Source organism: Micrococcus sp. 2A, from assembly GCF_039519235.1.
Lineage (GTDB): Bacteria > Actinomycetota > Actinomycetes > Actinomycetales > Micrococcaceae > Micrococcus.
Genome location: NZ_CP154351.1, coordinates 1,251,019 through 1,273,993 on the forward strand (window position 1 = coordinate 1,251,019; position 22,975 = coordinate 1,273,993).

Sequence of the window (22,975 nt, forward strand, 5' to 3'; positions counted from 1 at the left end):
GTGATGTAACATCAGGGCCATGCCACGTCGCCGGACGGACACCGCAGCGCGAGAGCCCCGACCCACCCGGGGCGTCGCCGTGATCGCGGACATCGTCGGATCCCGCACCCTCGCGGACCGGGCGGCCGCCCAGGCCGCGATCCTCCACGCCTTCGCCGCGGCCGAGCGCCAGGTGCCCCCGCTCCTGCCGGGCTGGGCCACGGTGGGGGACGAGTTCCAGTCGCTCCACACCCACTGGAGCACGGCCGCGCGCGCCGTCCTGCGGGTCGGCCTGGCGCTGCCGCCCGGGCTCGCGCTGCGGTTCGGCCTTGGCGAGGGGGACCATCACGAGGTCGGCGGGGACGCGGGGGAGGGCGGCCCGATCCTGGACGGCACCGCATGGCACCGCGCCCGCGCGGCCCTCGAGACCGCGGACGGCCGGGCCCCCGGCGCGGCCACGGCGTTCGTCGGCCCGGACCCGGAGCTCTCCCTCGCCGTGGACGGCCAGCTTCTCCTGAGGGACCACCTCGTCGGGCGGCTCCGGGCCCGGGAGCGCCGCCTGGCGGCGGCCCTGCTCGCCGGGTCCACGCAGACCGAGGCCGCACGGCAAGAGCGCATCACCCAGTCGGCGGTCTCCCAGGCCGTCGCCCGCTCCGGCGTGGGACGGATCCTCGAGCTGGACGCCCTGCATGCCGCCGCGGGGGAGGGCCGATGACCGCGCTCGCCCTGCTCGCCGTCGGCCTGTACGACCTCGCGCGTTCGCTCGCGCCGGCGGCGTGGTCCCCGGGTCGGGCGGGGCGGACCGCCCTGGGCGCCGCGGTCGTCGGCGTGCTGCTGGGCGCGGCCGCGCTGGCCGTCGTCGGCCCGCCGTGGACCTCGGTGGCGGGCGCGGTCCTCGTGGCCTGCGGAGCCCTCCTGGCGTGGGGCGCCACGGGAGCGGAACGGCCCCGCGTCCTGCTGGGCGTGGTGGCCGCCCTCGGGCTGGTCGGCGTCCTCGAGCTGGGTCTCGGCGCACCGGAGCACCGCTTCGCACCGGCGGGGCTGACGATGGTGGCGGTGGCCGTCGCCCTCGCCGAGACGTCCAATCGCATCACGCGCGCCGTGCTGCAGCTCGCCGGGCGCCGCACCGGGGAGTCGGACGCCGCCCCGGCCGCCGAGGCGGAGCCGCCCCTGCGCGGGGGCCGCTACATCGGCCCCATGGAGCGGGTGCTCATGGTGCTCCTCGGCCTCGCCCACGCGTGGCAGGTCATCGCCGCGCTCATGGCGGCCAAGGGCATCGTGCGCTTCCCGGAGATCTCGGCCGATCGGGGGGACGGCTCGCGCGCCGAGGAGTTCCTGGTGGGCTCACTGGCCAGCTGGGGGCTCGCCGCCGTCGGCGGTCTGCTCGTGTGGCTCTCCCTCGGCTCTCCGCCCTTCCCTGCGGGAGGGTGAGACAGCGACGACGCCGTGTCACACGAACACTGATAGTCCCCCCATATAAGCAGTTTCACGCGAACGCACCGGAGGCCCGCCCCCATGACCCACCACCACCACGACGCCGACTCTCCGGCTGCCCTGGCCCGCGCCGGGTCCCCAGCTGCCCTGGCCCGCGCCGACTTCCGTTCCGGCCTCGTCCGCCCGACGTCGGGCCTGGCCCCGGGCCGCACGCAGGCCAATCTCGTGGTCCTGCCGCGGGACTGGGCCTTCGACATGCTGCTGTTCGCCCAGCGCAACCCCGGCCCCATGCCCCTGCTGGACGTCACCGAGCCGGGAGAGCCGACGACGTCGTGGGCACCCGGCGCGGACCTGCGCACCGACCTGCCGCTCTACCGCGTGTGGCGCGGCGGCGAGCTGGTCGAGGAGGTCTCGGACGCGACCGACCACTGGGGCGAGGACGCCGTCGCCTTCCTCATCGGCTGCAGCTTCGGCTTCGAGGCCGCGCTGCAGCGGGCCGGGGTGCCCGTGCGCAACCTGGACCAGGGGCGCAACGTGGCGATGTACCGCACGGACCGTCCGCTGCGCCCCGCGGGGCGGATGCGCGGCGAGCTCGTGGTCTCGATGCGTCCCGTGCCGCCCGAGCTCGTGGCGACGGCCGTCACCGTCAGCGCCGCCGTGCCGTTCGCCCACGGCGCCCCCGTGCACGTCGGCGACCCCTCCCGCCTCGGCGTCGCCGACCTCGCCGCGCCGGACTACGGCGAGGCCACGGACCTCGAGCCGGGCGACGTCCCCGTCTTCTGGCCGTGCGGCGTCACCCCGCAGCGGGCGCTCGAGGTCTCCCGGCCGCCGTGGGCCATCACGCATGCGCCGGGGCACATGTTCATCACCGACGCCGTGGAGGGGGCGGCGCGGGTCTAGACTGACGGCCGCCCCGCCGACGAAAGGACCCCCGTCCATGGACGTTCTCAGCCCCGCCTTCGAGGTCGGCACCCTCGTGGTGCTCGGCCTCATCCTGCTGCTGGACCTGCTCTACGTCGCGCGGCGGCCCCATGAGCCCTCCATGAAGGAGGCGGGCCTGTGGATCGGCTTCTACGTGACGCTCGCCCTCGTCTTCGCGGGCCTGCTCTTCGTCCTGGGCGACGCCCAGCACGGCACGGAGTTCCTTGCCGGCTGGGTCACCGAGTACAGCCTGAGCGTGGACAACCTGTTCGTCTTCCTCATCATCATGGCCAAGTTCCAGGTGCCGCGCCGGTACCAGCAGGAGGTCCTGATGGTGGGCATCATCATCGCCCTCATCGCGCGGGCCGTCTTCATCGCGATCGGCGCGGTGGCCATCGAGCACCTCACGTGGGTGTTCTACATCTTCGGCGCCTTCCTGCTCTGGACCGCATGGCACCAGCTCAAGGACGACGACGACGGCGAGGAGTCCGAGCCCGGGATCGTCGCCCGGCTCACGCGCCGGCTCAACGTGGCCCCGGACTACGACGGGAACAGGCTGCGCACCACCGTGGACGGCAAGCGCATGTTCACCCCCATGGTGGTCGTGTTCATCACCATCGGCCTGACGGACGTCATGTTCGCGGTGGACTCGATCCCGGCGATCTTCGGCCTCACCCAGAACTGGTTCATCGTGCTGACGGCCAACATCTTCGCCCTCATGGGCCTGCGCCAGCTCTACTTCCTGCTCGGCGGGCTCATGGACCGCCTGGTGTTCCTCAAGCACGGACTCGCGTTCATCCTCGCCTTCATCGGCGTGAAGCTCATCCTCCACGCCCTGCACGAGAACGAGCTGCCCTTCCTCAACGGCGGCCAGCCCGTCACCTGGGTGCCGGAGATCTCCACGTTCGTCTCGCTGGCCGTCATCCTGGGCACCCTCGTGGTCGCCACCCTCGCCTCCCTGCTGTGGGGCAAGGCGCCCGAGGACGGGGCGGAGCCGGTCTTCCACGGCGCGCACCGCATGCAGGACATCGCGGAGCGGGCGGAGTCGGACGACCGTTGAGCGGGCGGGCGCGCCCTCCGGTAGAGTGGGCCCGTCGTGGGGGAGTATCCACAACGCTGTGAACGTCAGTACGCGCGCCGATCGGTCGAGAATCCCGATGCGGCCCGCCGGGCACAGCGGCCTGGGCGCCGGGAGGAACCGGAGGCGAGGCGGAGAGACTTGCGAGCACTCATCGAGACCCCCTCACGAAAGGTGCTCCCATGGAGATCACCGGTCTGACCTGGGGGCTGACGATCGCACTGATCGTGGGCCTCCTCGCCTTCGACTACTTCGCCCACGTGCGCAAGGCGCACACGCCCACCATCCGCGAGGCCGCGGTCTGGTCCGGCGTCTACATCGGCATCGCCCTGCTCTTCGGCCTCGTCTTCTTCGCGTTCGGGGACGCCCAGCACGCGGTGGAGTACTACACCGGCTACATCCTGGAGAAGGCGCTCAGCGTCGACAACCTCTTCGTGTTCCTGGTCATCATGGCCTCGTTCCGGGTCCCGCGCGACTACCAGCAGAAGGTGCTGCTGTTCGGCATCACCTTCGCGCTCATCTCCCGCACGGTCTTCATCCTGCTGGGCGCGGCCGTGATCTCGGTGTGGTCCGACGTGTTCTACCTCTTCGGCATCGTGCTCCTGATCGTGGCCGGCAACCAGCTCAAGGGGGAGCTCGCGGGCGACTCCGCCGAGGACGAGGCGGACAACGTGATGGTCCGCCTGGCCAAGCGCTTCCTCCCCGCCTCGGACTCGTTCGACGGCGACCGGCTGTTCACGGTGGAGAACGGCAAGAAGGTCATGACGCCGATGCTGCTGGTCATGGTGGCCATCGGCGCGACGGACATCCTCTTCGCCTTCGACTCCATCCCCGCCATCTTCGGCGTGACCCAGGAGGCGTACATCGTCTTCACGGCCACCGCGTTCTCCCTCATGGGCCTGCGCCAGCTGTACTTCCTCATCGACGGCCTCCTGGACCGCCTCGTGTACCTCTCGTACGGCCTGTCCGCGATCCTCGCCTTCATCGGCGTGAAGCTGATCCTCCACGCGCTGCACGAGAACAACCTCTCGTTCATCAACGACGGCCAGAACGTGTCGGTCGTGGAGATCCCCACGGTGCTCTCGCTGATCGTCGTCGTCGGCATCCTGGTGCTGACCGTGCTGGTCTCCCTGGCCTCGCCCAAGGGCCAGGCCCTGCGGACGCTGCAGAACGCGGAGAAGTTCTCCCACCGCTTCACCCAGCTCGACCCGCAGGCGCCCCTCGAGGAGCGCCGCGCGGCCGCCGAGAGGATGGACACCTGGACGGCCAAGGCCGAGCAGGTCGACCAGAAGTGGCGGGACAAGCTCCTGGACCACAAGGACCGCTACTCCCAGATCATCCGCACGGCGCACGAGACGCGCCTCTCCGACCCGGACTCGGCGGATCCGCGCGGCGTGTCCGAGGCGATCGTCCGCCAGGCCGGACCCCGCGTCTGAGGCACGCGGCGTCGCCGCACGGGCAGGCCCCCGCCCCGATCACCCGATCGGACCGGGGGCCTCCGTCATCTCCAGGAGACGGGCGAGGACGGCCGCGCCGTCGTCGGCGAGCCCGTCGTGGTGGAACGCGTCGGTCTCCCACACGCGCAGCCCGCGCACCCGTGCGGCCGTCTCGAGGGAGAGGTCGCGGTCCACGTAGACGTCGTGCGTGTAGACGGCCGCGGCCACGGGCACGCGGTTGGCCGCCAGCGCGCCGAGGTCGTAGAGCGCGCCCCAGTCCTCGCGGGCGGCAATGAGCTGCGCGGCCTCGGCCAGCGGGTGCAGGGGCGCCCCGGCCTCGAGCTGCCACGCGAACACGTGCTCGCCCGTGAGCAGGGGGGTGCCCTCCGGGGCGGCGGCGTCCCCGCCGCACGCGCCCGGGTCGAAGTCCGGGTGCTCCTGGAGGACGCGCGCGGCCGACCAGTCCGTCGGCGCGGCGCCCGGCTGGGCGTAGATCGCCTCGTGGAGCAGCGTGTACAGCGGCGTCTGGGCGCGGTCGGCCTGGGCGGCGACGGCGGCCCGGAAGCCCTCGCTCAGCCGCGCCTGGCGAGCACCCTCGTCGAACGCTTCGGTCAGCACGTAGAGCAGGGAGTCGACGCGGGTGTTGCCGCCCAGCAGCATGCCGAGCATCTGGGCTCGGGCCACCGTGAGCGCGGTGCCGTCCGGCAGGCGCTCGGGCGTGCCGGCCGCCTCGCGGGCCCGAAGATGGGCGACGACGCGCTCCCAGGCCACCCACGCGTGCGGGTGGCGGTCGAAGAACTCGCGGTTCCGCTCCCGCATGCGCGCGTAGGTGGCCCGGTACACGCGGTCCGCGGGCCCCGTGAGCGGGGCGAGGCCGCCCGTGACGTGGCAGCGCGCGAGGCCCTCGGGGAACCAGGAGAGGTAGCTCAGCGTGCAGAAGCCCCCGAAGCTCTGGCCGAGCGTGGCCCACGCGTTCGCGCCGAGGGCGAGGCGGACCATCTCGGCGTCCGCGACGATGGAGGGCGCCCGCAGGTGCCCCAGGTACGCGGCCTGGGCCTCGGGGGACATTCCCGCGAGGGAAGCGACGGTGGCCGGGGTGGCGGCCCCCGTCCCGCGCTGGTCCAGCAGGAGCACCCGGAACCGCCCCGCGGCCTCCTTGAGCCAGCCGCCCAGGCGTGGGGGGCGGGCGGCGCCGCTGCCCGGACCGCCCTGCAGGTACAGGAGCCAGGGCAGGTCCGCCGACCCTGCCGCCGGTCCGCGCACCTCGCGCGCGACCACGCGGAGCGTGCCCGCGCCCCCGGGCCCGAGCCCCGTGGCGGACGCGTCCTTCGCCCGCGCCTGCTCGAGGGTGTCGGCGTGGTCGACGGGGACGGTGAACCGGTGGTCCACGATCACCGTGCCGTCGAAGAGCGTCGTCTGCGCGCCGCGCACGTGCTCCGCGGCCTCCCGGGGCGCGAAGCCGCGCGGGTCGCCGGGCGGGAGCCCCGAGGCGGCCCCGCCCCCGGAGACGGGGGAGCCGCCGTCGTGCGTCACAGCCCCCACCCGGACTCGGGCGCGCCCACCGAGACGACGCGGATGACGGGGTGACCGGCCTCGTCCGAGGCGTCGAGGTCGACGACCGCGTTGATGCCGTGGTCGAGGTCGCCGTCGTGGTCCTTGAGGACCTGGCGGACGGCCCACCAGCGGGCGCCGGTGAGCTCGAGCGGGGCGGGCACGGGGGGCGCCGTGGCCACGCGGAACAGCTCGGGGCCGCGCGCGGCGGCCGAGTCGTCGATGTCCTCGTGGTCGTCGAAGTACGCGTCGAGCGCGTCGGCCCAGTCGTCCGCGGAGAGGTCGCCGGAGAGCTCGGCCAGCCGCGCGTCCTGCTCGTCCCCGAACAGGCGCACCCGCTGGAACATCGCGTTGCGCACCATCACGCGGAACACCGGCGTGTTGTCCGTGAGGCGCGGGGGAGCGGGCGGGGCGATGGACTCCATGTCCTTGCGGAGCTCCTCGATGTCCCCGGCCACGAGGTCCTCCCACTCCTCGAGGAGGGAGGAGTCGGTCTGCTTGACCATCTCGTCGAGCCAGTCCAGCAGCACCTGCAGCTCGTCCGTGCGCGACTCCTGCGGCACCGTGTGGCGCAGCGCCTTCACGGCGTCCGTGAGGTAGCGCAGCAGCACGCCCTCGGAGCGGGCGATCCCGTAGAAGCGCACGTAGTCGCCGAAGCCCATGGCGCGCTCGAACATGTCCCGCACCACGGACTTCGGGGCGAGCTCGAACTCGGCGAGCCACGGGGCGTCCTTGCGGTACACCTCGAACTGCTGCTCGAGCAGCTCGGCGAGCGGCTGCGGGTACGTGACCTCCTCGAGGGCGGCCATGCGGTCGTTGTAGTCCATGCCCTCGGCCTTCATGGCGGCCACGGCCTCGCCCTTGGCCTTCTTCGCCTGGGCGGAGAGCACCTGGCGCGGCGGGTCGAGGGTCGCCTCGATCACGGAGACGACGTCGAGCGCGTGGTCCGGCTCGGCCGGGTCCAGGAGCTCGAGGGCGGCCAGGGCGAAGGGGGAGAGCGGCTGGTTGAGGGCGAAGTCCGCCTGCAGGTCCACCGTGAGGTCCACCGTGCGGCCCTCGGCGTCCGGCTCCGGGAGCTTCTCCACGATCCCCGCGGCGAGCAGCTCGCGGAAGATGCCGAGCGCCTGCCGCATCAGCGCCGCCTGGCGGGCCGGCGTCTCGTGCGTGCCGCGCAGCAGGCGCCGCACCGCGATCACGGGGTCCCCGGGCCGGTCCAGGATGTTCAGGAGCATGGAGTGGGTGAGCCGCATGCGGGAGGACAGCGGCTCCGGCTCGGCCGCCACGAGGCGCTCGAAGCTGGCCCGGCCCCACGAGACGAACCCCTGCGGCGGCGACTTCTTCTTCGCGCCCTTGAGGGACTGCTTCATGCGCTTCTCGCGCTCGGCCTCGTCCTTGACGGACGCGAACTTCGCGGCGGCCCTGCGCGCGGACGCGGCGTTCTCGATCACGTGCTCGGGGGCCTGGACCACCACGGTGCCCGAGGTGTCGTAGCCCGCGCGCCCGGCCCGTCCGGCGATCTGGTGGAACTCGCGGGCCTGGAGGAGGCGGGTCCGCTCGCCGTCGAACTTGGACAGCGCGGTGAGGAGCACGGTACGGATCGGCACGTTGATCCCGACGCCGAGCGTGTCCGTGCCGCAGATGACCTTGAGCAGGCCGTCCTGCGCGAGCTTCTCCACGAGGCGCCGGTACTTCGGGAGCATGCCCGCGTGGTGCACGCCGATGCCCGCCCGCACGAGGCGGTTCAGGGTGTGGCCGAAGCCCGCGGAGAAGCGGAAGCCGGCGATCCGCGCCGCGATGGCCTCCTTCTCCTCCTTCGTGGTCACGGAGATCGAGGTCAGCCCCTGGGCCGTCTCCACGGCGTCCAGCTGGGAGAAGTGCACCACGTACACGGGGGCCTGGCGGGTGGAGACGAGCTCCTCCACCTTCTCCTGCAGCGGGACCTCGGACCACTCGAAGCTCAGGGGGATCGGGCGCTCGGCGTGGGCGACGACGGCGGTCTCGCGGCCCGTGCGCTCGGTCAGGTCCGCGGTGAGGCGGCTCGTGTCGCCCAGGGTGGCGGACATGAGGAGGAACCGCGCCTGGGGGAGCTCCAGGAGCGGCAGCTGCCACGCCCAGCCGCGGGAGGGGTCCGCGTAGTAGTGGAACTCGTCCATGACCACGGTGCCGATGTCCATCCCCGAGCCCTCCCGCAGTGCGCGGTTGGCCAGGATCTCGGCGGTGCAGCAGATGATGGGGGCGTCACCGTTCACGGTGGAGTCGCCCGTGACCATGCCGACGTTCTCCGCGCCGAACACGTCCACGAGGGCGAAGAACTTCTCGGAGACGAGCGCCTTGATCGGCGCCGTGTAGTAGGAGACGCGCTCGTGCGCGAGGGCGTCGGCGTGGGCCCCGATGGCCACGAGTGACTTCCCGGAGCCCGTGGGGGTGGCGAGCACCACGTTGTGGCCCTGCACGAGCTCGAGGACGGCCTCCTCCTGCGCCGGGTACAGGGAGATCCCGCGCTCGTCCGTCCACGCGGTGAACGCCTCGAACACCGCGTCGGCGTCCGGGGACGCGTCCAGGGCGTCGAGGCGGGCGAGGAGGGCGGGCGGAGTCGTGGCGGAGGCGGGAGCGGGGGCAGAGGAAGTCATCCCGCCCAGGGTATCGGCGCCGGCCGGGGTCACCAGCCGCGCTCGGCCCACTCCGGCAGGTGCGGCCGCTCGTCGCCGAGCGTGGTCGAGTCGCCGTGGCCGGGGTGGACGTGCGTGTCGTCGTCGTAGACGTCGAAGAGGCGCGCGGTGACGTCGGCGAGCAGGGAGGCGAACCGCTCCGGATCCTTCTCCGTGCTGCCCACGCCGCCGGGGAAGAGGGAGTCTCCGGTGAAGAGCAGGGTCGCCTCGTCGGGGCCGGGCTCGTAGGCCAGGGCGATCGAGCCCGGGGTGTGGCCGCGCAGGGCGATCACGTCGAGCACGAGGCCGTCCACGGCGATCCGGTCGCCCTGGCCGACGGCCCGGTCGATCTGCACGCCGGACTCCTCGGCGATGGCGGCGGCGTCGTCGGCCCCGGCGTAGAGGACCGCCTCCTCGTGGGCCCCGGCGACCTCGGCGAGCGCCCGGACGTGGTCCCAGTGGCGGTGCGTCGTGACGATCGCCGCGAGCCAGGTCTCGCACGGGGTGTCGACGTCGGCCGAGGCCAGCAGCGCCTCGATCGCGTCCGCGTCGTCCGCGGCGTCGATCAGCACCTGTGCTCCCGTCGTCTTGGAGGTCAGGAGGTACACGTCGTTGTCCATCGCGGAGACGGGGCGGACGCGCACGGAGATTCCCGGCAGGTCGTGCAGGACGCGGTTCTTCGAGGTCGCGGGCATGCGGACCAGTGTGGCCGAAAGGCCCCGGAGGCGCCAGGGGCGGACCGGCTCCGCCGCGCGGGGAGTCCCCCTGCCGTGTCCGGTGCCCCGCCTACACTGGCCGGGTGCCGAAGAACACCGCCCCCACCCCGTCCACCGCCGCCCCCGAGTCCGCTCCCGGGCCCGCCGTCGAGCCGGAGCGTGCCGGGCTCGCGTCCGGCCACGGCCGCCTCGCGCAGGCCGGCGCCGAGCGGGACCGCATCGTCGTGAAGGGCGCGCGCGAGCACAACCTGAAGAACGTGGACGTGTCCATCCCGCGGGACGCCATGGTGGTCTTCACGGGCCTGTCCGGCTCGGGCAAGTCCTCCCTCGCGTTCGACACGATCTTCGCCGAGGGCCAGCGGCGCTACGTGGAGTCGCTCTCCTCGTACGCGCGCATGTTCCTGGGCCGCGTGGACAAGCCGGACGTGGACTTCATCGAGGGCCTGTCCCCGGCGGTCTCCATCGACCAGAAGTCCACCAACCGCAACCCGCGCTCCACGGTGGGCACCATCACCGAGATCTACGACTACATGCGTCTGCTCTGGGCCCGCGTCGGCGTGGCCCACTGCCCCGTGTGCGGGGAGCCCGTGAGCCGCCAGACCCCGCAGCAGATCGTGGACCAGCTCGAGGAGCTGCCCGAGCGCACCCGCTTCCAGGTGCTGGCCCCCGTGGTCCGCGGCCGCAAGGGCGAGTTCGTGGACCTCTTCGCCCAGCTGACCACGCAGGGCTTCGCCCGCGCGGTGGTGGACGGGGAGACGGTCCAGCTCTCCGACCCGCCCACGCTGAAGAAGCAGAACAAGCACACCATCGCCGTCGTGGTGGACCGCCTGGCCATGAAGGAGGGCATCCGCCAGCGCCTCACGGACTCCGTGGAGACCGCGCTGAAGATCGCGGACGGCCTCGTGGCGGTCGAGTTCGTGGACGTGGAGGTCGAGGAGCAGAAGGGCAAGAAGAACACGGGGGAGTGGGGCGGCAAGGACGCCGAGGGCAACCCGCGCTTCCGCACGTTCTCGGAGAAGCTCAGCTGCCCCAACGGGCACGAGCAGACCGTGGACGAGATCGAGCCGCGCTCCTTCTCCTTCAACAACCCCTTCGGCGCGTGCCCCGAGTGCACCGGCATCGGCTCGCGCCTGCAGGTGGACCCGGACCTCGTGGTCCCCAACGACGAGCTGTCCATCCGCGAGGGCGCGATCGTCCCGTGGTCGCTCGGCAAGTCCACCTCGGACTACTGGCTGCGCGTGCTCGGCGGGCTGGCCACGGAGATGCGGTTCTCGCTCGACGCCCCGTGGCACGCGCTCACGGCGGAGCAGCAGGACGCGGTGCTCCACGGCAAGGACTTCAAGGTCGAGGTGTCCTTCCGCAACCGCTTCGGCCGCGAGCGCCGCTACACCACGGGCTTCGAGGGCGTCCTCCCGTACGTGATGCGCAAGCACGGGGAGACCGAGTCGGACGGAGCGCGGGAGCGCTACGAGTCCTTCATGCGCGAGATCCCCTGCCCCGTGTGCAAGGGCGCGCGCCTGAACCCCACCGTGCTCAACGTGCTCGTGGGCGGCAAGTCCATCGCCGAGGCGACCGCCCTGCCCATGCGGGACGCCCTCGAGTTCCTCGAGGGGCTCACCCTCACGGACCGCGAGCGGCAGATCGCGGACCAGGTGCTCAAGGAGATCCTCGCCCGCCTCGCGTTCCTCCTCGACGTGGGCCTGGAGTACCTGAACCTCGAGCGCCCCGCGGGCACGCTCTCCGGCGGCGAGGCGCAGCGCATCCGCCTGGCCACCCAGATCGGCTCGGGGCTCGTGGGCGTGCTCTACGTCCTGGACGAGCCCTCCATCGGCCTGCACCAGCGGGACAACCGCCGGCTGATCGACACGCTGCTGCGCCTGCGCGACCTCGGCAACACGCTGATCGTGGTGGAGCACGACGAGGACACGATCGCCGAGGCCGACTGGATCGTGGACATCGGCCCCCGCGCCGGCGAGCGGGGCGGCGAGGTCGTGCACTCCGGCTCCCTCGAGGAGCTCAAAGCGAACACGCACTCCGTGACCGGCGACTACCTCGCGGGCCGGCGCTCGATCGCGGTCCCCGAGCGGCGCCGGCCCCTGGACAGGAACCGCAAGCTGACCGTCAAGGGCGCCCAGGAGAACAACCTGCAGAACGTGTCCGTGGACATCCCGCTGGGCGTGCTCACCGCCGTCACCGGCGTCTCCGGCTCGGGCAAGTCCACGCTCATCAACGAGATCCTCTACAAGGTGCTGGCCAACCGGCTCAACGGCGCCAAGATGGTGCCCGGCCGGCATCGCACGGTGGCGGGCCTCGAGCACCTGGACAAGGTGGTGCACGTGGACCAGAGCCCCATCGGCCGCACGCCGCGCTCCAACCCGGCCACCTACACCGGCGTGTTCGACGCGATCCGCAAGCTCTTCGCGGAGACCCCGGAGGCGAAGGTGCGCGGCTACCAGCAGGGCCGGTTCTCCTTCAACATCAAGGGCGGGCGCTGCGAGGCGTGCGCGGGCGACGGCACGCTGAAGATCGAGATGAACTTCCTGCCGGACGTCTACGTCCCGTGCGAGGTGTGCCACGGCGCCCGGTACAACCGCGAGACCCTCGAGGTGCTCTACAAGGGCAAGAACATCGCCGAGGTCCTGGACATGCCGATCGAGGAGGCCGCGCAGTTCTTCAGCGCGTACACCCGCATATCGCGCTACCTGGACACCCTCGTGGACGTCGGCCTGGGCTACGTGCGCCTCGGGCAGCCGGCCACCACGCTCTCCGGCGGCGAGGCCCAGCGGGTCAAGCTCGCCGCGGAGCTGCAGAAGCGCTCCAACGGCCGCTCCATCTACGTGCTGGACGAGCCCACCACGGGCCTGCACTTCGAGGACATCCGCAAGCTGCTGCAGGTGCTGCAGTCGCTCGTGGACAAGGGCAACACCGTGCTCACCATCGAGCACAACCTGGACGTCATCAAGTGCGCGGACCACGTGATCGACCTCGGACCCGAGGGCGGGTCCGGGGGCGGCACGATCGTCGCCACGGGCACCCCGGAGGACGTCGCGAAGGTCGCGGAGAGCCACACCGGCCGGTTCCTCGCCGAGCTCCTGGCGTAGCATGACCCGATTCCCGACCACACGCTGAAGGGCGGAGACACCATGGCCACCTCGGAGCCCATCCGCCGGTCCGCGGCGGCGTTCCTGCGTCTGTCGTGCCGGCCGGAGGTGACCGGCCTCGAGAACGTTCCCGCATCCGGGCCGTTCATCCTCGCTTCCAACCACCTCTCCTTCTTCGACTCCGTGATCCTCCAGGCGCTCGCCCCGCGCCCGGTCGCGTTCTTCGCCAAGGCGGAGTACTTCACGGGCGCCGGGCCCCGAGGCCGCGCCCAGAGGTGGTTCTTCGACGCCGTCGGATCGATCCCCGTGGAGCGCGGGGAGCAGGCGGCCTCCGTCGCGGCCCTGGACCAGCTGGTGGGCCTGATCGAGGCCGGCCAGGGCGTGGGCATCTACCCCGAGGGCACCCGCAGCCGCGACGGGCGCCTCTACCGCGGACGCACGGGCGCGGCATGGCTCGCGCTCACCACGGGCGCCCCCGTGGTCCCGGTCGGCCTGCGCGGCACCGAGGGCCTCCAGCCCCCCGGCACCAACGGGTTCCGCCCGCACCGCTTCACCCTCGCGGCAGGCGAGCCGCTCGACTTCGGGCACCCCGGCCGCCGGCACGCCCTGCCGCAGCGGCGCGAGGCCACCGAGGCGATCATGGCCGCGATCGCCGCGCTCTCCGGCCAGGAGCGCGTGGACACGTACAACGCCGCGCCGTCGTCGGACCAGGGCGCCCGTGGCTGATCCGTCCACCTACCGCCCCGCGCCGGGCGAGATCTCCACGTCCCCGGGCGTGTACCGCTTCCGGGACGCGGACGGCCGCGTCGTCTACGTGGGCAAGGCGAAGAACCTCCGGTCGCGCCTGAGCTCCTACTTCCAGGACCCGGCCCGGCTGGCCACCAAGACCCGCACCATGGTCTTCACCGCGGCCGCCGTGGAGTGGACCGTGGTGGGCTCGGAGCTCGAGGCGCTGCAGCTCGAGTTCACCTGGATCAAGCAGTACCGGCCCCGCTTCAACATCATGTACCGGGACGACAAGTCCTACCCCTACCTCGCCGTGACCATGAACGAGCAGTTCCCGCGCGTGCAGGTGATGCGTGGGGACAAGCGGCCCGGCGTGAAGTACTTCGGGCCCTTCCACCCCGCCAAGGCCATCCGCGAGACCGTGGACCTCATGCTGCGCGTCTTTCCCGTGCGCACGTGCTCCGCGGGGGTGTTCCGGCGCGCGCAGGCCCAGGACCGCCCGTGCCTGCTCGGCTACATCGGCAAGTGCTCCGCCCCGTGCGTGGGGCGGATCAGCCCGGCCGAGCACCGCGAGCTCGCGCAGGACTTCTGCGACTTCATGGCCGGGGACGCGACCCGCTTCATCCGCGAGCTCGAGGCGGCCATGGGGGACGCCGTCGCGGACCTGCGCTACGAGGACGCCGCCCGCCTGCGCGACGACGTCGCCGCCCTGCGCCGCGTGTTCGAGCGCAACGCCGTGGTGCTCCCGGAGAACACCGAGGCGGACATCTTCGCCCTCCACTCGGACGAGCTGGAGACCGCCGTGCAGGTGTTCCACATCCGCCAGGGCCGCATCCGCGGCCAGCGGGGCTGGGTCATGGACCGCGTGGAGGACGTGGGGGAGGACGTCATGGTGGAGGAGCTGCTCAAGCAGGTCTACGGCGACGCCGCGGACACCGAGCGGATCCCCGCCGAGGTCCTCGTGCCCGTGATGCCGAGCGAGGCGGAGCAGCTGACCGAGTGGCTCTCCGGGCTGCGCGGGGCCCGGGTCTCCATCCGCGTCCCGCAGCGCGGCGCCAAGCAGGACCTCCTGGGCACGGTGCGCCAGAATGCGGAGATGGCCCTCGGCCTCCATAAGTCGCGCCGCACGGGGGACCTCACCGCGCGCTCGGCCGCCCTGACCGAGCTGCAGGAGGCCCTGGAGATCGCCGAACCCCTGCTGCGCATCGAGTGCTACGACATCTCGCACTCGCAGGGCACCGACGTGGTCGGCTCGATGGTGGTCATGGAGGACGGCCTGGCCAAGAAGAAGGACTACCGCCGCTTCAACGTCACCGGTGAGGCAGCGCGGGACGACACCGCGTCCCTGCGGGACGTGCTGCGCCGCCGGTTCTCCCGGCTCGCCGCCGAACGCCGCGAGGGCGTGCCCCTGACGGGGCAGATCGCCGAGGACGGCGAGACCGGGTCGGAGGAGCGCCGGTTCGCGTACCCGCCCTCGCTCGTCGTCGTCGACGGCGGCGCTCCCCAGGTGGCGGCCGCGGCCGAGGTGCTCGCCGAGCTCGGCCTCGAGGACCTCCCCGTGGTCGGCCTCGCCAAACGGCTCGAGGAGGTGTGGCTGCCCGGGGACGAGTTCCCCCTGGTCCTGCCGCGCAGCTCCGAGGGGCTGTTCCTGCTGCAGCGCATCCGCGACGAGTCCCACCGGTTCGCCATCGCCGGCCACCGCTCCCGGCGGACGAAGGGCATGACCGCCTCCGTCCTGGACGAGGTGCCCGGCCTGGGCCCCGCCAAGCGCCAGGCGCTGCTCACCCACTTCGGCTCGACGGAGCGCATGCGGGCGGCCGGCATCGAGGGGCTCACGGAGGTGGCCGGCATCGGACCCCGCCTCGCCGAGGCCGTGCACACGGCGCTGACGGCGTCGGCACCGGCGCCCGCAGACCCCTCTGTCGCGTCCGCCCCGGCGGATACAGTGACCCCATGACCGCTCCGAGTCTGCAGCCCGAGAAGCCCCCGTCCCCCGAGGTCGTCGTCATCACGGGCATGGCCGGCGCCGGCCGCACGACCGCGGCCCACGCCCTCGAGGACCACGGCTGGTACGTGGTCGAGAACATGCCCCCGCAGCTCTTCGTCACCCTCGCGGACCTTGTGGCCCGCTCTCCCGAGGCGTTCGCGCGCGTGGCCATCGTGGTGGACATGCGCTCCCGCACGTACGTGGAGGCGCTGTGGACCGCGCTCCAGCAACTCGAGAACAACGGCGTGGAGTTCCGCATGGTCTACCTCGAGGCGGAGGACGAGGTGCTCGTGCGCCGCTTCGAGGCGGGCCGCCGCCCTCATCCGCTGCAGGGCAACGCCCGGCTCCTCGACGGGATCCAGGCGGAGCGGGAGGTCCTCGCGGACCTGCGCGCCCGCGCCGACGTCGTGGTGGACACCTCGAACCTGAACGTGCACGGGCTGGCCACGGAGATCACCCAGCTCTTCTCCGAGTCCGGCACCATCACCCTACGCCTGAACATCATGAGCTTCGGGTTCAAGTACGGACTCCCCGCGGACGCCAACTTCGTGGCGGACATGCGCTTCATCCCCAACCCGCACTGGGTGCCCGAGCTGCGCCCGTTCACGGGCCGCGAGGAGCAGGTCTCGGACTACGTGCTGCAGCAGCCGGGCGTGCAGGAGTTCCTCTCCGCGTACACGGCGGCCCTCGTCCCCGCCTTCGAGGGGTACCGCCGCGAGAACAAGCACTATGCGACCCTCGCTGTCGGGTGCACCGGCGGCAAGCACCGCTCGGTGGCGGTCGTGGAGGAGCTGGCCCGCCGGCTGGCCCAGCGCCCGCACGTGGGCGTGCACGTGCAGCACCGGGACGTGGGCCGCGAATGACGTCCCCCCTCACGGGCCAGCTGCCCCTGCCCCCCGGATCCGACGGCCGCGGGGGAGTGCGCACCCCGGGCGCCGCCCGCCCCGGCGTGCGGGTCACCGCCCTCGGGGGCGGCCACGGCCTCTACGCCTCCCTCTCCGCGCTGCGGCTCGTGGCCGGCCACCTCACGGCCGTCGTCACGGTGGCCGACGACGGCGGCTCCTCCGGCACGATCCGCAAGGAGATGGCGGTCCTGCCGCCCGGGGACCTCCGCATGGCGCTGGCCGCCCTGTGCGACGACACGGACTGGGGCCGCACGTGGGCGCAGGTGATGCAGCACCGCTTCCGCTCCACCGAGGTGCCCGCCCATGAGGCGACGCTGGACAACCACGCGCTCGGCAACCTGTTGATCGTCGCGCTCTGGGAGCTGCTCGGCGACCCCGTGGACGGGCTGCGCTGGGCCGGCGCGCTCCTGCGCGCCCACGGGGAGGTCCTGCCGATCTCCCGCACGCCCCTGACGATCGAGGGCGACGTGCTCAGCTCCGACGCCGAGGGCCGGCTGCGCACGCGCCGTGTCGAGGGGCAGGTGGCGCTGGCTCGGGCCGCGCTCGAGGGGCGCGTCACGGGCGTACGCCTCAACCCTTCGGACGCCGTGCCCGCCCCCGAGGCGCTGTCCGCCATCGAGCTGGCCGACTGGGTCGTCATCGGCCCCGGATCCCTCTACACGTCCGTCCTGCCGCACCTGCTCATGGCGGACGTGCGGGCGGCCCTGAGCGCCACGCCCGCGCGTCGCCTGTACCTCATGAACCTGCACACCGGGACGCAGGAGACCACGGGCCTCACCCACGCCGACCACCTCGCCGTGCTGCACTCCCACGCCCCCGACCTGCGGCTCGACGTCGTGATCGCGGACGCGGACGCGGTCCAGGACCGCGCCGAGGTCGTGCGGGCCGCCCGCCGCATGGGCGCGCGCGTCGTCTTCAGTAGAGTGGGCAGTGCCCTCGACCCGCAGGTCCACGACCCGCTGCGCCTGGCCGTGGCGATCGACGAGGCCATGACCGACTGATCGCGTCGGCGGCGGCCGCCCATCCGGGCGCAGACCCCAGAAGGAGGCCGAGCGTGGCCCTGACCATGACCCTGAAGGAAGAGCTGGCGCGCGTGCCGGTGGGCTCGACGTCCGAGCGGCGGGCGGAGACCGCCGCCATGCTCCGGTTCGCCGGGGGGCTGCACCTCGTCTCCGGCCGCGTGGTCATCGAGGCCGAGCTGGACCACGGGGCGAGCGCCCGCCGCCTCCGGGCCGCGATCACGGAGCTGTACGGCCACACGACCGAGATCGTGGTGGTCTCGGGCGGGAACCTGCGCCGGGGCCAGCGCTACGTCATCCGCGTGGTGCGGGGCGGCGGGGACCTCGCGCGGCAGTCCGGGCTGCTGGACCTTCGCGGCCGCCCCGTGCGGGGCCTGCCGGCGGTGCTCGTGAACGGCACCCGCGGGGACACCGCCGCCGTGTGGCGCGGCGCCCTGCTCGCCCACGGCTCGCTCACGGAGCCCGGCCGCTCCGCCGCCCTCGAGGTCACCACGCCCGGCCCGGAGGCAGCCCTCGCCCTCGTCGGCGCCGCGCGGCGCCTCGGCGTCGGCGCCAAGGCCCGCGAGGTCCGCCAGGCGGACCGCGTCGTCGTGCGGGACGGCGAGGGGATCGCGACCCTCCTGACGGCGGTGGGCGCGGAGCAGACCGCCACGCTGTGGCAGGAGCGGCGCGAGCGCAAGGAGGTCCGGGCCACGGCCAACCGGCTCGCCAACTTCGACGACGCCAACCTGCGCCGCTCGGCCCAGGCCGCCGTCGCCGCCGGGGCCCGCGTGGAGCGCGCCCTCGAGATCCTCGGCGCAGACGTGCCGGACCACCTGCTCGAGGCCGGACGCCTCCGGATCGCCCACAAGGAGGCCTCCCTCGACGAGCTCGGCCGCCTCGCGGACCCGCCCATGACGAAGGACGCGATCGCCGGTCGCATCCGCCGCCTCCTGGCGATGGCCGACAAGCGGGCCGCGGAGCAGGGACTGCCGGGGGCCTCCCCCACCGGATCCTGAACCCCGGATCCAGCGCACCGATCCCGCGCTCCGGATCCCGAGCGCCGGATCCCGAGTGCCGGGGCGGTGGGCCATGGCGCCGCAGGGCCCCGCGCTACCAGAATGGTGGTGTACGGAATACGCCGCCGAGAGGCGGAGTTCGCACCAGGTGACGGCCACGGGCGCCCCGCCCGCGGTCCCGCCGACGAAGGAGGAAGCATGACGGAGTACGTTCTGCCGGAGCTGGACTACGACTACGCCGCCCTGGAGCCGCACATCTCTGCGCGCATCATGGAGCTGCACCACTCGAAGCACCACGCCACCTACGTGAAGGGCGCCAACACGGCGCTCGAGAAGCTCGCCGCCGCCCGCGACGCCGAGGACTTCTCCGCCGTCAACCAGCTCTCCAAGGACCTGGCGTTCAACCTCGGCGGCCACACGAACCACTCGATCTTCTGGAAAAACCTCTCCCCGGAGGGCGGCGACAAGCCCACGGGCGAGCTCGCCGCCGCGATCGACGATCACTTCGGCTCGTTCGAGAAGTTCCAGGCGCACTTCACCGCCGCCGCCCTCGGCATCCAGGGCTCCGGCTGGGCCGTGCTGGCCTACGAGCCCATCGGCGGCAACCTGGTCATCGAGCAGTTCTACGACCAGCAGAACGGCGTCCCCGTGGCGACCATCCCGCTGTTCCAGCTGGACATGTGGGAGCACGCCTTCTACCTGGACTACCAGAACGTGAAGGCCGACTACGTGAAGGCGGTCTGGAACATCGTGAACTGGGCCGACGTCCAGGACCGCTTCGAGGCGGCCCGCTCCGGCGCCCGCGGCCTCGTCCTCCCGGCCTGACCCGCCCGACCCCGCAGCGCGCAGGGCGGCGCGCATCCTCCTCCACGGAGGCGTGAGCGCCGCCCTTCGGCGTGTGCGGACGCAGGAACCCGAAGATCCCGAACCCCCAGAGCCAGATCGACAAGAGGGAACCCCATGACCAAGATCGCCATCAACGGATACGGCCGCATCGGACGCAACGCCGTCCGCGTGCTCCTCGAACAGGGCCACGACGACCTCGAGCTGGTCGCGGTGAACGACCTCGCGAGCACGGAGGACCTCTTCTGGCTCACCAAGTACGACACCATCCTCGGCCGATTCCCGGGCGAGCTGGAGCTCACCGACAAGGGCTTCCGCATCAACGGCAAGGAGGTGGCCTTCTTCTCCGAGAAGGACCCCTCCGCGCTGCCGTGGGGCGAGCTCGGCGTGGACGTCGTGGTGGAGTGCACGGGCATCTTCACCACGGGCCCGAAGGCCAAGGCCCACCTGGACGCGGGCGCCAAGAAGGTCCTGCTCTCCGCACCCGGCAAGGAGGTCGACGGCACCTTCGTGATGGGCGTCAACGAGGAGGACTACGACTCGGCGTCCATGGACATCGTCTCCAACGCGTCCTGCAGCACCAACTGCCTGGCCCCCATGGTCAAGGTGCTCAACGACGAGTTCGGCATCGTCGACGGCATCATGACCACGATCCACGCGTACACGGGCGACCAGAACCTGCACGACAACGTGCACAAGAAGGACCGCCGCCGTGCCCGCGCCGCCGCGCAGAACATGGTCCCCACCTCGACCGGCGCCGCCAAGGCGATCGGCGAGGTCATCCCGGAGCTCAAGGGCAAGCTGGACGGATTCGCGATGCGCGTGCCGACCATCACCGGCTCCGCCACCGACCTCACCGTCGAGCTGACCCGCCACGTGGAGGTCGAGGAGGTCAACGAGGCCTTCCGCAGGGCGGCCGAGTCCGAGCGCCTCAAGGGCCGCCTCGTGTACTCCGAGGACCCGATCGTCTCCTCGGACATCGTGACCTCCCCGGCCGCGTGCACCTTCGACGCTCCCCTGACGAAGTCCATCGGCCAGACCGTGAAGATCATCGGCTGGTACGACAACGAGTACGGCTACACGTGCCAGCTCATGGACATGGCGTCCCACATGGGCCGCCAGCTCTGACCTGCTGAGCACCCCCGACGGCCCGGCCCGGTGGCATACCACCGGGCCGGGCCGTCTGCCTAGACTGACCACGTACGCGCACGACGCACCCCAGGAGGCCCGCATGACCGCCCAGACCCTGACCGACCTGCTCGAGGCCGGCGTCGCCGGACGCACCGTGCTCATCCGCTCGGACCTCAACGTCCCGCTGGACGGACAGACCGTCACCGACGACGGCCGCATCCGCGCCTCCCTCCCGGCCGTCAAGGCCCTCGCCGACGCCGGCGCCCGCGTCGTCGTGATGGCGCACCTCGGCCGCCCCCAGGGGGAGCCGGACCCGAAGTACTCCCTGAAGCCCGTCGCCGCCCGCATGGGCGAGCTGCTCGGCGTCCCCGTCGCGCTGGCCGAGGACGTCACCGGGCCCTCCGCGCGTCAGAAGGCCGCGGGCCTGGAGGACGGCCAGGTCCTCCTGCTCGAGAACGTCCGCTTCGACGCCCGGGAGACCTCCAAGGACGACGCCGAGCGCGCCGAGCTGGCCTCCGAGATGGCGGCCCTCGCGGGCGAGGACGGCGCGTACGTGGGCGACGCCTTCGGCGCGGTGCACCGCAAGCACGCCTCCGTCTTCGACATCGCCTCCCAGCTGCCCGCCCACCAGGGCCCGCTCGTGGCCGCGGAGCTCGAGGTCCTGACGCGCCTCACCGCCGACCCGGAGCGCCCCTACGTCGTGGCGCTCGGCGGCTCCAAGGTCTCGGACAAGCTCGCCGTGATCGAGAACCTGCTGGACACCGCGGACGTCCTGCTCATCGGCGGCGGCATGCTCTTCACCTTCCTCAGGGCCCAGGGCCACGAGGTCGGCGCCTCCCTCCTCGAGGAGGACCAGCTGGAGACCGTCCGCGGATACCTCGAGCGCTCGGGCAAGGACGCCGCCGAGATCGTCCTGCCCACCGACATCGTCATGGCCTCCGGCTTCGCGGCCGACGCCGAGCACGAGGTGCTGCCCGCCGACGCCCTCACCACGGGGGCGCATGGCGCCTCCGCTCTGGGGCTGGACATCGGCCCCGCCACCGCGGAGGCGTTCGCGGAGCAGGTCCGCGAGGCGAAGACCGTGTTCTGGAACGGCCCCATGGGCGTGTTCGAGTTCCCCGCCTTCGCCGAGGGCACCCGCGCCGTGGCGCAGGCGCTCACGGACGTGACGCGCGACGGCGGCCTCTCCGTGGTGGGCGGCGGCGACTCCGCCGCGGCCGTGCGTTCCCTCGGCTTCGAGGACGAGGCCTTCGGCCACATCTCCACCGGAGGCGGCGCCTCCCTCGAGTACCTCGAGGGCAAGGAGCTGCCCGGCGTCAGCGCCCTGCAGGGCGGGACGGAGGCCTGAGCATGGCCCCGGCGCGCACCCCGCTGATCGCGGGCAACTGGAAGATGAACATGGACCACCGCGAGGCGGTCACCCTGGTGCAGCGTCTCGCCTGGCTGCTGCAGGACGCCGGCCACGAGCAGGAGCACGTGGAGGCCGCGGTGTTCCCGCCCTTCACCGACCTGCGCGCGGTGCAGACCCTCGTCACGGGGGACCGCATCGAGCTCGCCTACGGCGCGCAGGACCTCTCCCCGGAGGACTCCGGCGCGTACACCGGCGACGTCTCGGGCGCGTTTCTGAACTCGCTCGGCTGCGCCTACGCGATCGTCGGGCACTCCGAGCGCCGCACGATCCACGGCGAGGACGACGCCCTCGTGGCGCGCAAGGCCGCCGCCGCGCTGCGCCACGGGCTCGCCCCCGTGGTCTGCGTGGGCGAGGGCCTCGAGGTCCGGCAGGCCGGCCGTCACGTCGAGCACACCGTGGAGCAGCTGCGCGGCTCCCTCGCGGGGCTCTCCGCCGAGGACGCCGCGCGCATCGTCGTCGCCTACGAGCCCGTGTGGGCCATCGGCACCGGCGAGGTCGCGAGCGCCGGGGACGCCCAGGAGATGTGCGCGGCGCTGCGCGCGGAGGTCGCCCGCATCCACGGCGACGACGTCGCCGCCGGGATGCGCCTGCTCTACGGCGGCTCGGTGAAGTCCTCGAGCGCCCCCGAGCTGCTCGCCCAGCCGGACGTGGACGGCGCCCTCGTGGGCGGCGCCAGCCTCGACGCGGACGAGTTTGCTAGGATCGTCCGGTTCGACGCGGCCGCCTGAGCGGGCGCGCGGACGAGATGACCTTCGGAGCCGGTCCCGGTGCGTGACGCCCGGGGCCGGGCCGTGACCCTAAGGAGCGGACCGTGGACGTCCTGACCCCCATCCTGCAGATCCTCGTCGTGGTGCTCAGCGTGGTGATCGTCCTCCTGGTGCTCCTGCACAAGGGGCGCGGCGGCGGCGTGTCGGACATGTTCGGCGGCGGCGTGACCACGTCGATGAGCTCCTCGGGCTCTGCGCAGCGCCTCCTGACCCGCGTGACGGTGGCATCCGTGATCCTGTGGGGCGCGTCGATCATCGCCATCGGTCTCATCGGCCGCCTCAGCATCGACTCCTGAACCCCGGCCCGGCCACGCCCCGCCGTGA

General features: G+C 72.6%; 19 protein-coding genes. 16 read left to right on the forward strand and 3 right to left on the reverse strand.

Features of this window, described 5'->3' with window-relative positions; all coding sequences use genetic code 11:
* Nucleotides 1-19 precede the first annotated feature (19 nt).
* The 5 genes from AAG742_RS05840 (at nucleotide 20) to AAG742_RS05860 (ending at nucleotide 4,848) form a co-directional block, all read left to right on the forward strand.
* Nucleotides 20-694: a hypothetical protein gene (locus AAG742_RS05840; RefSeq protein ID WP_298710279.1), complete on the forward strand. Its 675-nt coding sequence runs from the start codon at nucleotides 20-22 to the stop codon at nucleotides 692-694.
* A complete protein-coding gene (locus AAG742_RS05845; protein ID WP_248116979.1) occupies nucleotides 691-1,410 on the forward strand; it encodes a hypothetical protein in 720 nt (239 codons plus the stop codon). The genes AAG742_RS05840 and AAG742_RS05845 overlap by 4 nt, the downstream gene beginning before the upstream one ends.
* An 84-nt stretch (nucleotides 1,411-1,494) precedes the next feature.
* Nucleotides 1,495-2,313: a putative hydro-lyase gene (locus AAG742_RS05850; protein ID WP_343282408.1), complete on the forward strand. Its 819-nt coding sequence runs from the start codon at nucleotides 1,495-1,497 to the stop codon at nucleotides 2,311-2,313.
* A gap of 37 nt (nucleotides 2,314-2,350) precedes the next feature.
* Complete coding sequence (locus AAG742_RS05855) at nucleotides 2,351-3,394, forward strand: TerC family protein (protein WP_343282409.1); 1,044 nt, start codon at nucleotides 2,351-2,353, stop codon at nucleotides 3,392-3,394.
* Between the two features lie 200 nt (nucleotides 3,395-3,594).
* Nucleotides 3,595-4,848, forward strand: a complete 1,254-nt coding sequence (locus tag AAG742_RS05860) for a TerC family protein (protein ID WP_248116985.1) — start codon at nucleotides 3,595-3,597, stop codon at nucleotides 4,846-4,848.
* 39 nt (nucleotides 4,849-4,887) lie between these two features.
* Here the strand turns inward: AAG742_RS05860 and AAG742_RS05865 are convergent, their stop codons facing one another.
* Genes AAG742_RS05865 through AAG742_RS05875 form a run of 3 tightly spaced genes read right to left on the reverse strand, consistent with a single transcriptional unit; the run spans nucleotide 4,888 to nucleotide 9,742 of the window.
* Nucleotides 4,888-6,381 (reverse strand): alpha/beta fold hydrolase, encoded by a 1,494-nt coding sequence (locus AAG742_RS05865; RefSeq protein WP_343282410.1) that lies wholly within the window; start codon nucleotides 6,379-6,381, stop codon nucleotides 4,888-4,890.
* Nucleotides 6,378-9,029 carry a DUF3516 domain-containing protein gene (locus AAG742_RS05870; protein ID WP_343282411.1) on the reverse strand — a complete coding sequence of 884 codons (2,652 nt, stop codon included), beginning with the start codon at nucleotides 9,027-9,029 and terminating at the stop codon, nucleotides 6,378-6,380. Before AAG742_RS05870 ends, AAG742_RS05865 begins: the two co-directional genes overlap by 4 nt.
* Before the next feature lie 29 nt (nucleotides 9,030-9,058).
* Nucleotides 9,059-9,742, reverse strand: a complete 684-nt coding sequence (locus AAG742_RS05875; protein ID WP_248116990.1) for an MBL fold metallo-hydrolase — start codon at nucleotides 9,740-9,742, stop codon at nucleotides 9,059-9,061.
* A 239-nt stretch (nucleotides 9,743-9,981) separates the two neighbouring features.
* Here AAG742_RS05875 and uvrA point away from each other — a divergent pair, with 239 nt between their 5' ends.
* The 11 genes from uvrA to secG all read left to right on the forward strand — a co-directional run bounded on the left by uvrA (nucleotide 9,982) and on the right by secG (nucleotide 22,947).
* Nucleotides 9,982-12,864, forward strand: coding sequence for an excinuclease ABC subunit UvrA (gene uvrA, locus AAG742_RS05880; RefSeq protein WP_298710426.1), 2,883 nt, complete (start codon nucleotides 9,982-9,984; stop codon nucleotides 12,862-12,864).
* Between the two features lie 42 nt (nucleotides 12,865-12,906).
* The gene (locus tag AAG742_RS05885; RefSeq protein WP_298710275.1) at nucleotides 12,907-13,590 is read left to right on the forward strand and encodes a lysophospholipid acyltransferase family protein; all 684 of its coding nucleotides are present in this window, start codon (nucleotides 12,907-12,909) and stop codon (nucleotides 13,588-13,590) included.
* Nucleotides 13,583-15,547: an excinuclease ABC subunit UvrC gene (uvrC, locus tag AAG742_RS05890; protein ID WP_343282412.1), complete on the forward strand. Its 1,965-nt coding sequence runs from the start codon at nucleotides 13,583-13,585 to the stop codon at nucleotides 15,545-15,547. Before AAG742_RS05885 ends, uvrC begins: the two co-directional genes overlap by 8 nt.
* Nucleotides 15,544-16,440, forward strand: coding sequence for an RNase adapter RapZ (gene rapZ / locus AAG742_RS05895; RefSeq protein ID WP_298710271.1), 897 nt, complete (start codon nucleotides 15,544-15,546; stop codon nucleotides 16,438-16,440). Before uvrC ends, rapZ begins: the two co-directional genes overlap by 4 nt.
* On the forward strand, nucleotides 16,437-17,483 hold the full coding sequence (gene yvcK, locus AAG742_RS05900) for a uridine diphosphate-N-acetylglucosamine-binding protein YvcK (protein WP_298710270.1): 1,047 nt from the start codon (nucleotides 16,437-16,439) through the stop codon (nucleotides 17,481-17,483). The genes rapZ and yvcK overlap by 4 nt, the downstream gene beginning before the upstream one ends.
* A gap of 53 nt (nucleotides 17,484-17,536) precedes the next feature.
* On the forward strand, nucleotides 17,537-18,499 hold the full coding sequence (gene whiA / locus AAG742_RS05905; protein WP_248117000.1) for a DNA-binding protein WhiA: 963 nt from the start codon (nucleotides 17,537-17,539) through the stop codon (nucleotides 18,497-18,499).
* 198 nt (nucleotides 18,500-18,697) lie between these two features.
* Entirely contained in the window at nucleotides 18,698-19,324 is a 627-nt protein-coding gene (locus tag AAG742_RS05910; protein WP_298710268.1) for a superoxide dismutase, read from the forward strand.
* Between the two features lie 135 nt (nucleotides 19,325-19,459).
* Entirely contained in the window at nucleotides 19,460-20,470 is a 1,011-nt protein-coding gene (gap, locus tag AAG742_RS05915; protein ID WP_298710265.1) for a type I glyceraldehyde-3-phosphate dehydrogenase, read from the forward strand.
* A 103-nt stretch (nucleotides 20,471-20,573) separates the two neighbouring features.
* Entirely contained in the window at nucleotides 20,574-21,821 is a 1,248-nt protein-coding gene (locus AAG742_RS05920; protein WP_298710263.1) for a phosphoglycerate kinase, read from the forward strand.
* A 2-nt stretch (nucleotides 21,822-21,823) separates the two neighbouring features.
* On the forward strand, nucleotides 21,824-22,612 hold the full coding sequence (tpiA, locus tag AAG742_RS05925) for a triose-phosphate isomerase (protein WP_298710261.1): 789 nt from the start codon (nucleotides 21,824-21,826) through the stop codon (nucleotides 22,610-22,612).
* A gap of 83 nt (nucleotides 22,613-22,695) precedes the next feature.
* The gene (gene secG, locus AAG742_RS05930; protein WP_298710259.1) at nucleotides 22,696-22,947 is read left to right on the forward strand and encodes a preprotein translocase subunit SecG; all 252 of its coding nucleotides are present in this window, start codon (nucleotides 22,696-22,698) and stop codon (nucleotides 22,945-22,947) included.
* The last annotated feature ends 28 nt before the right edge of the window (nucleotides 22,948-22,975 follow it).

Bases quoted from the DNA above. Each gene is read 5' to 3' on its own strand.
- AAG742_RS05840 (WP_298710279.1), top strand. From the start codon at position 20: ATGCCACGTCGCCGGACGGACACCGCAGCGCGAGAGCCCCGACCCACC.
- AAG742_RS05845 (WP_248116979.1), top strand. From the start codon at position 691: ATGACCGCGCTCGCCCTGCTCGCCGTCGGCCTGTACGACCTCGCGCGT.
- AAG742_RS05850 (WP_343282408.1), top strand. From the start codon at position 1,495: ATGACCCACCACCACCACGACGCCGACTCTCCGGCTGCCCTGGCCCGC.
- AAG742_RS05855 (WP_343282409.1), top strand. From the start codon at position 2,351: ATGGACGTTCTCAGCCCCGCCTTCGAGGTCGGCACCCTCGTGGTGCTC.
- AAG742_RS05860 (WP_248116985.1), top strand. From the start codon at position 3,595: ATGGAGATCACCGGTCTGACCTGGGGGCTGACGATCGCACTGATCGTG.
- AAG742_RS05870 (WP_343282411.1), bottom strand. From the start codon at position 9,029: ATGACTTCCTCTGCCCCCGCTCCCGCCTCCGCCACGACTCCGCCCGCC.
- AAG742_RS05875 (WP_248116990.1), bottom strand. From the start codon at position 9,742: ATGCCCGCGACCTCGAAGAACCGCGTCCTGCACGACCTGCCGGGAATC.
- AAG742_RS05885 (WP_298710275.1), top strand. From the start codon at position 12,907: ATGGCCACCTCGGAGCCCATCCGCCGGTCCGCGGCGGCGTTCCTGCGT.
- rapZ (WP_298710271.1), top strand. From the start codon at position 15,544: ATGACCGCTCCGAGTCTGCAGCCCGAGAAGCCCCCGTCCCCCGAGGTC.
- yvcK (WP_298710270.1), top strand. From the start codon at position 16,437: ATGACGTCCCCCCTCACGGGCCAGCTGCCCCTGCCCCCCGGATCCGAC.
- AAG742_RS05910 (WP_298710268.1), top strand. From the start codon at position 18,698: ATGACGGAGTACGTTCTGCCGGAGCTGGACTACGACTACGCCGCCCTG.
- gap (WP_298710265.1), top strand. From the start codon at position 19,460: ATGACCAAGATCGCCATCAACGGATACGGCCGCATCGGACGCAACGCC.
- AAG742_RS05920 (WP_298710263.1), top strand. From the start codon at position 20,574: ATGACCGCCCAGACCCTGACCGACCTGCTCGAGGCCGGCGTCGCCGGA.
- tpiA (WP_298710261.1), top strand. From the start codon at position 21,824: ATGGCCCCGGCGCGCACCCCGCTGATCGCGGGCAACTGGAAGATGAAC.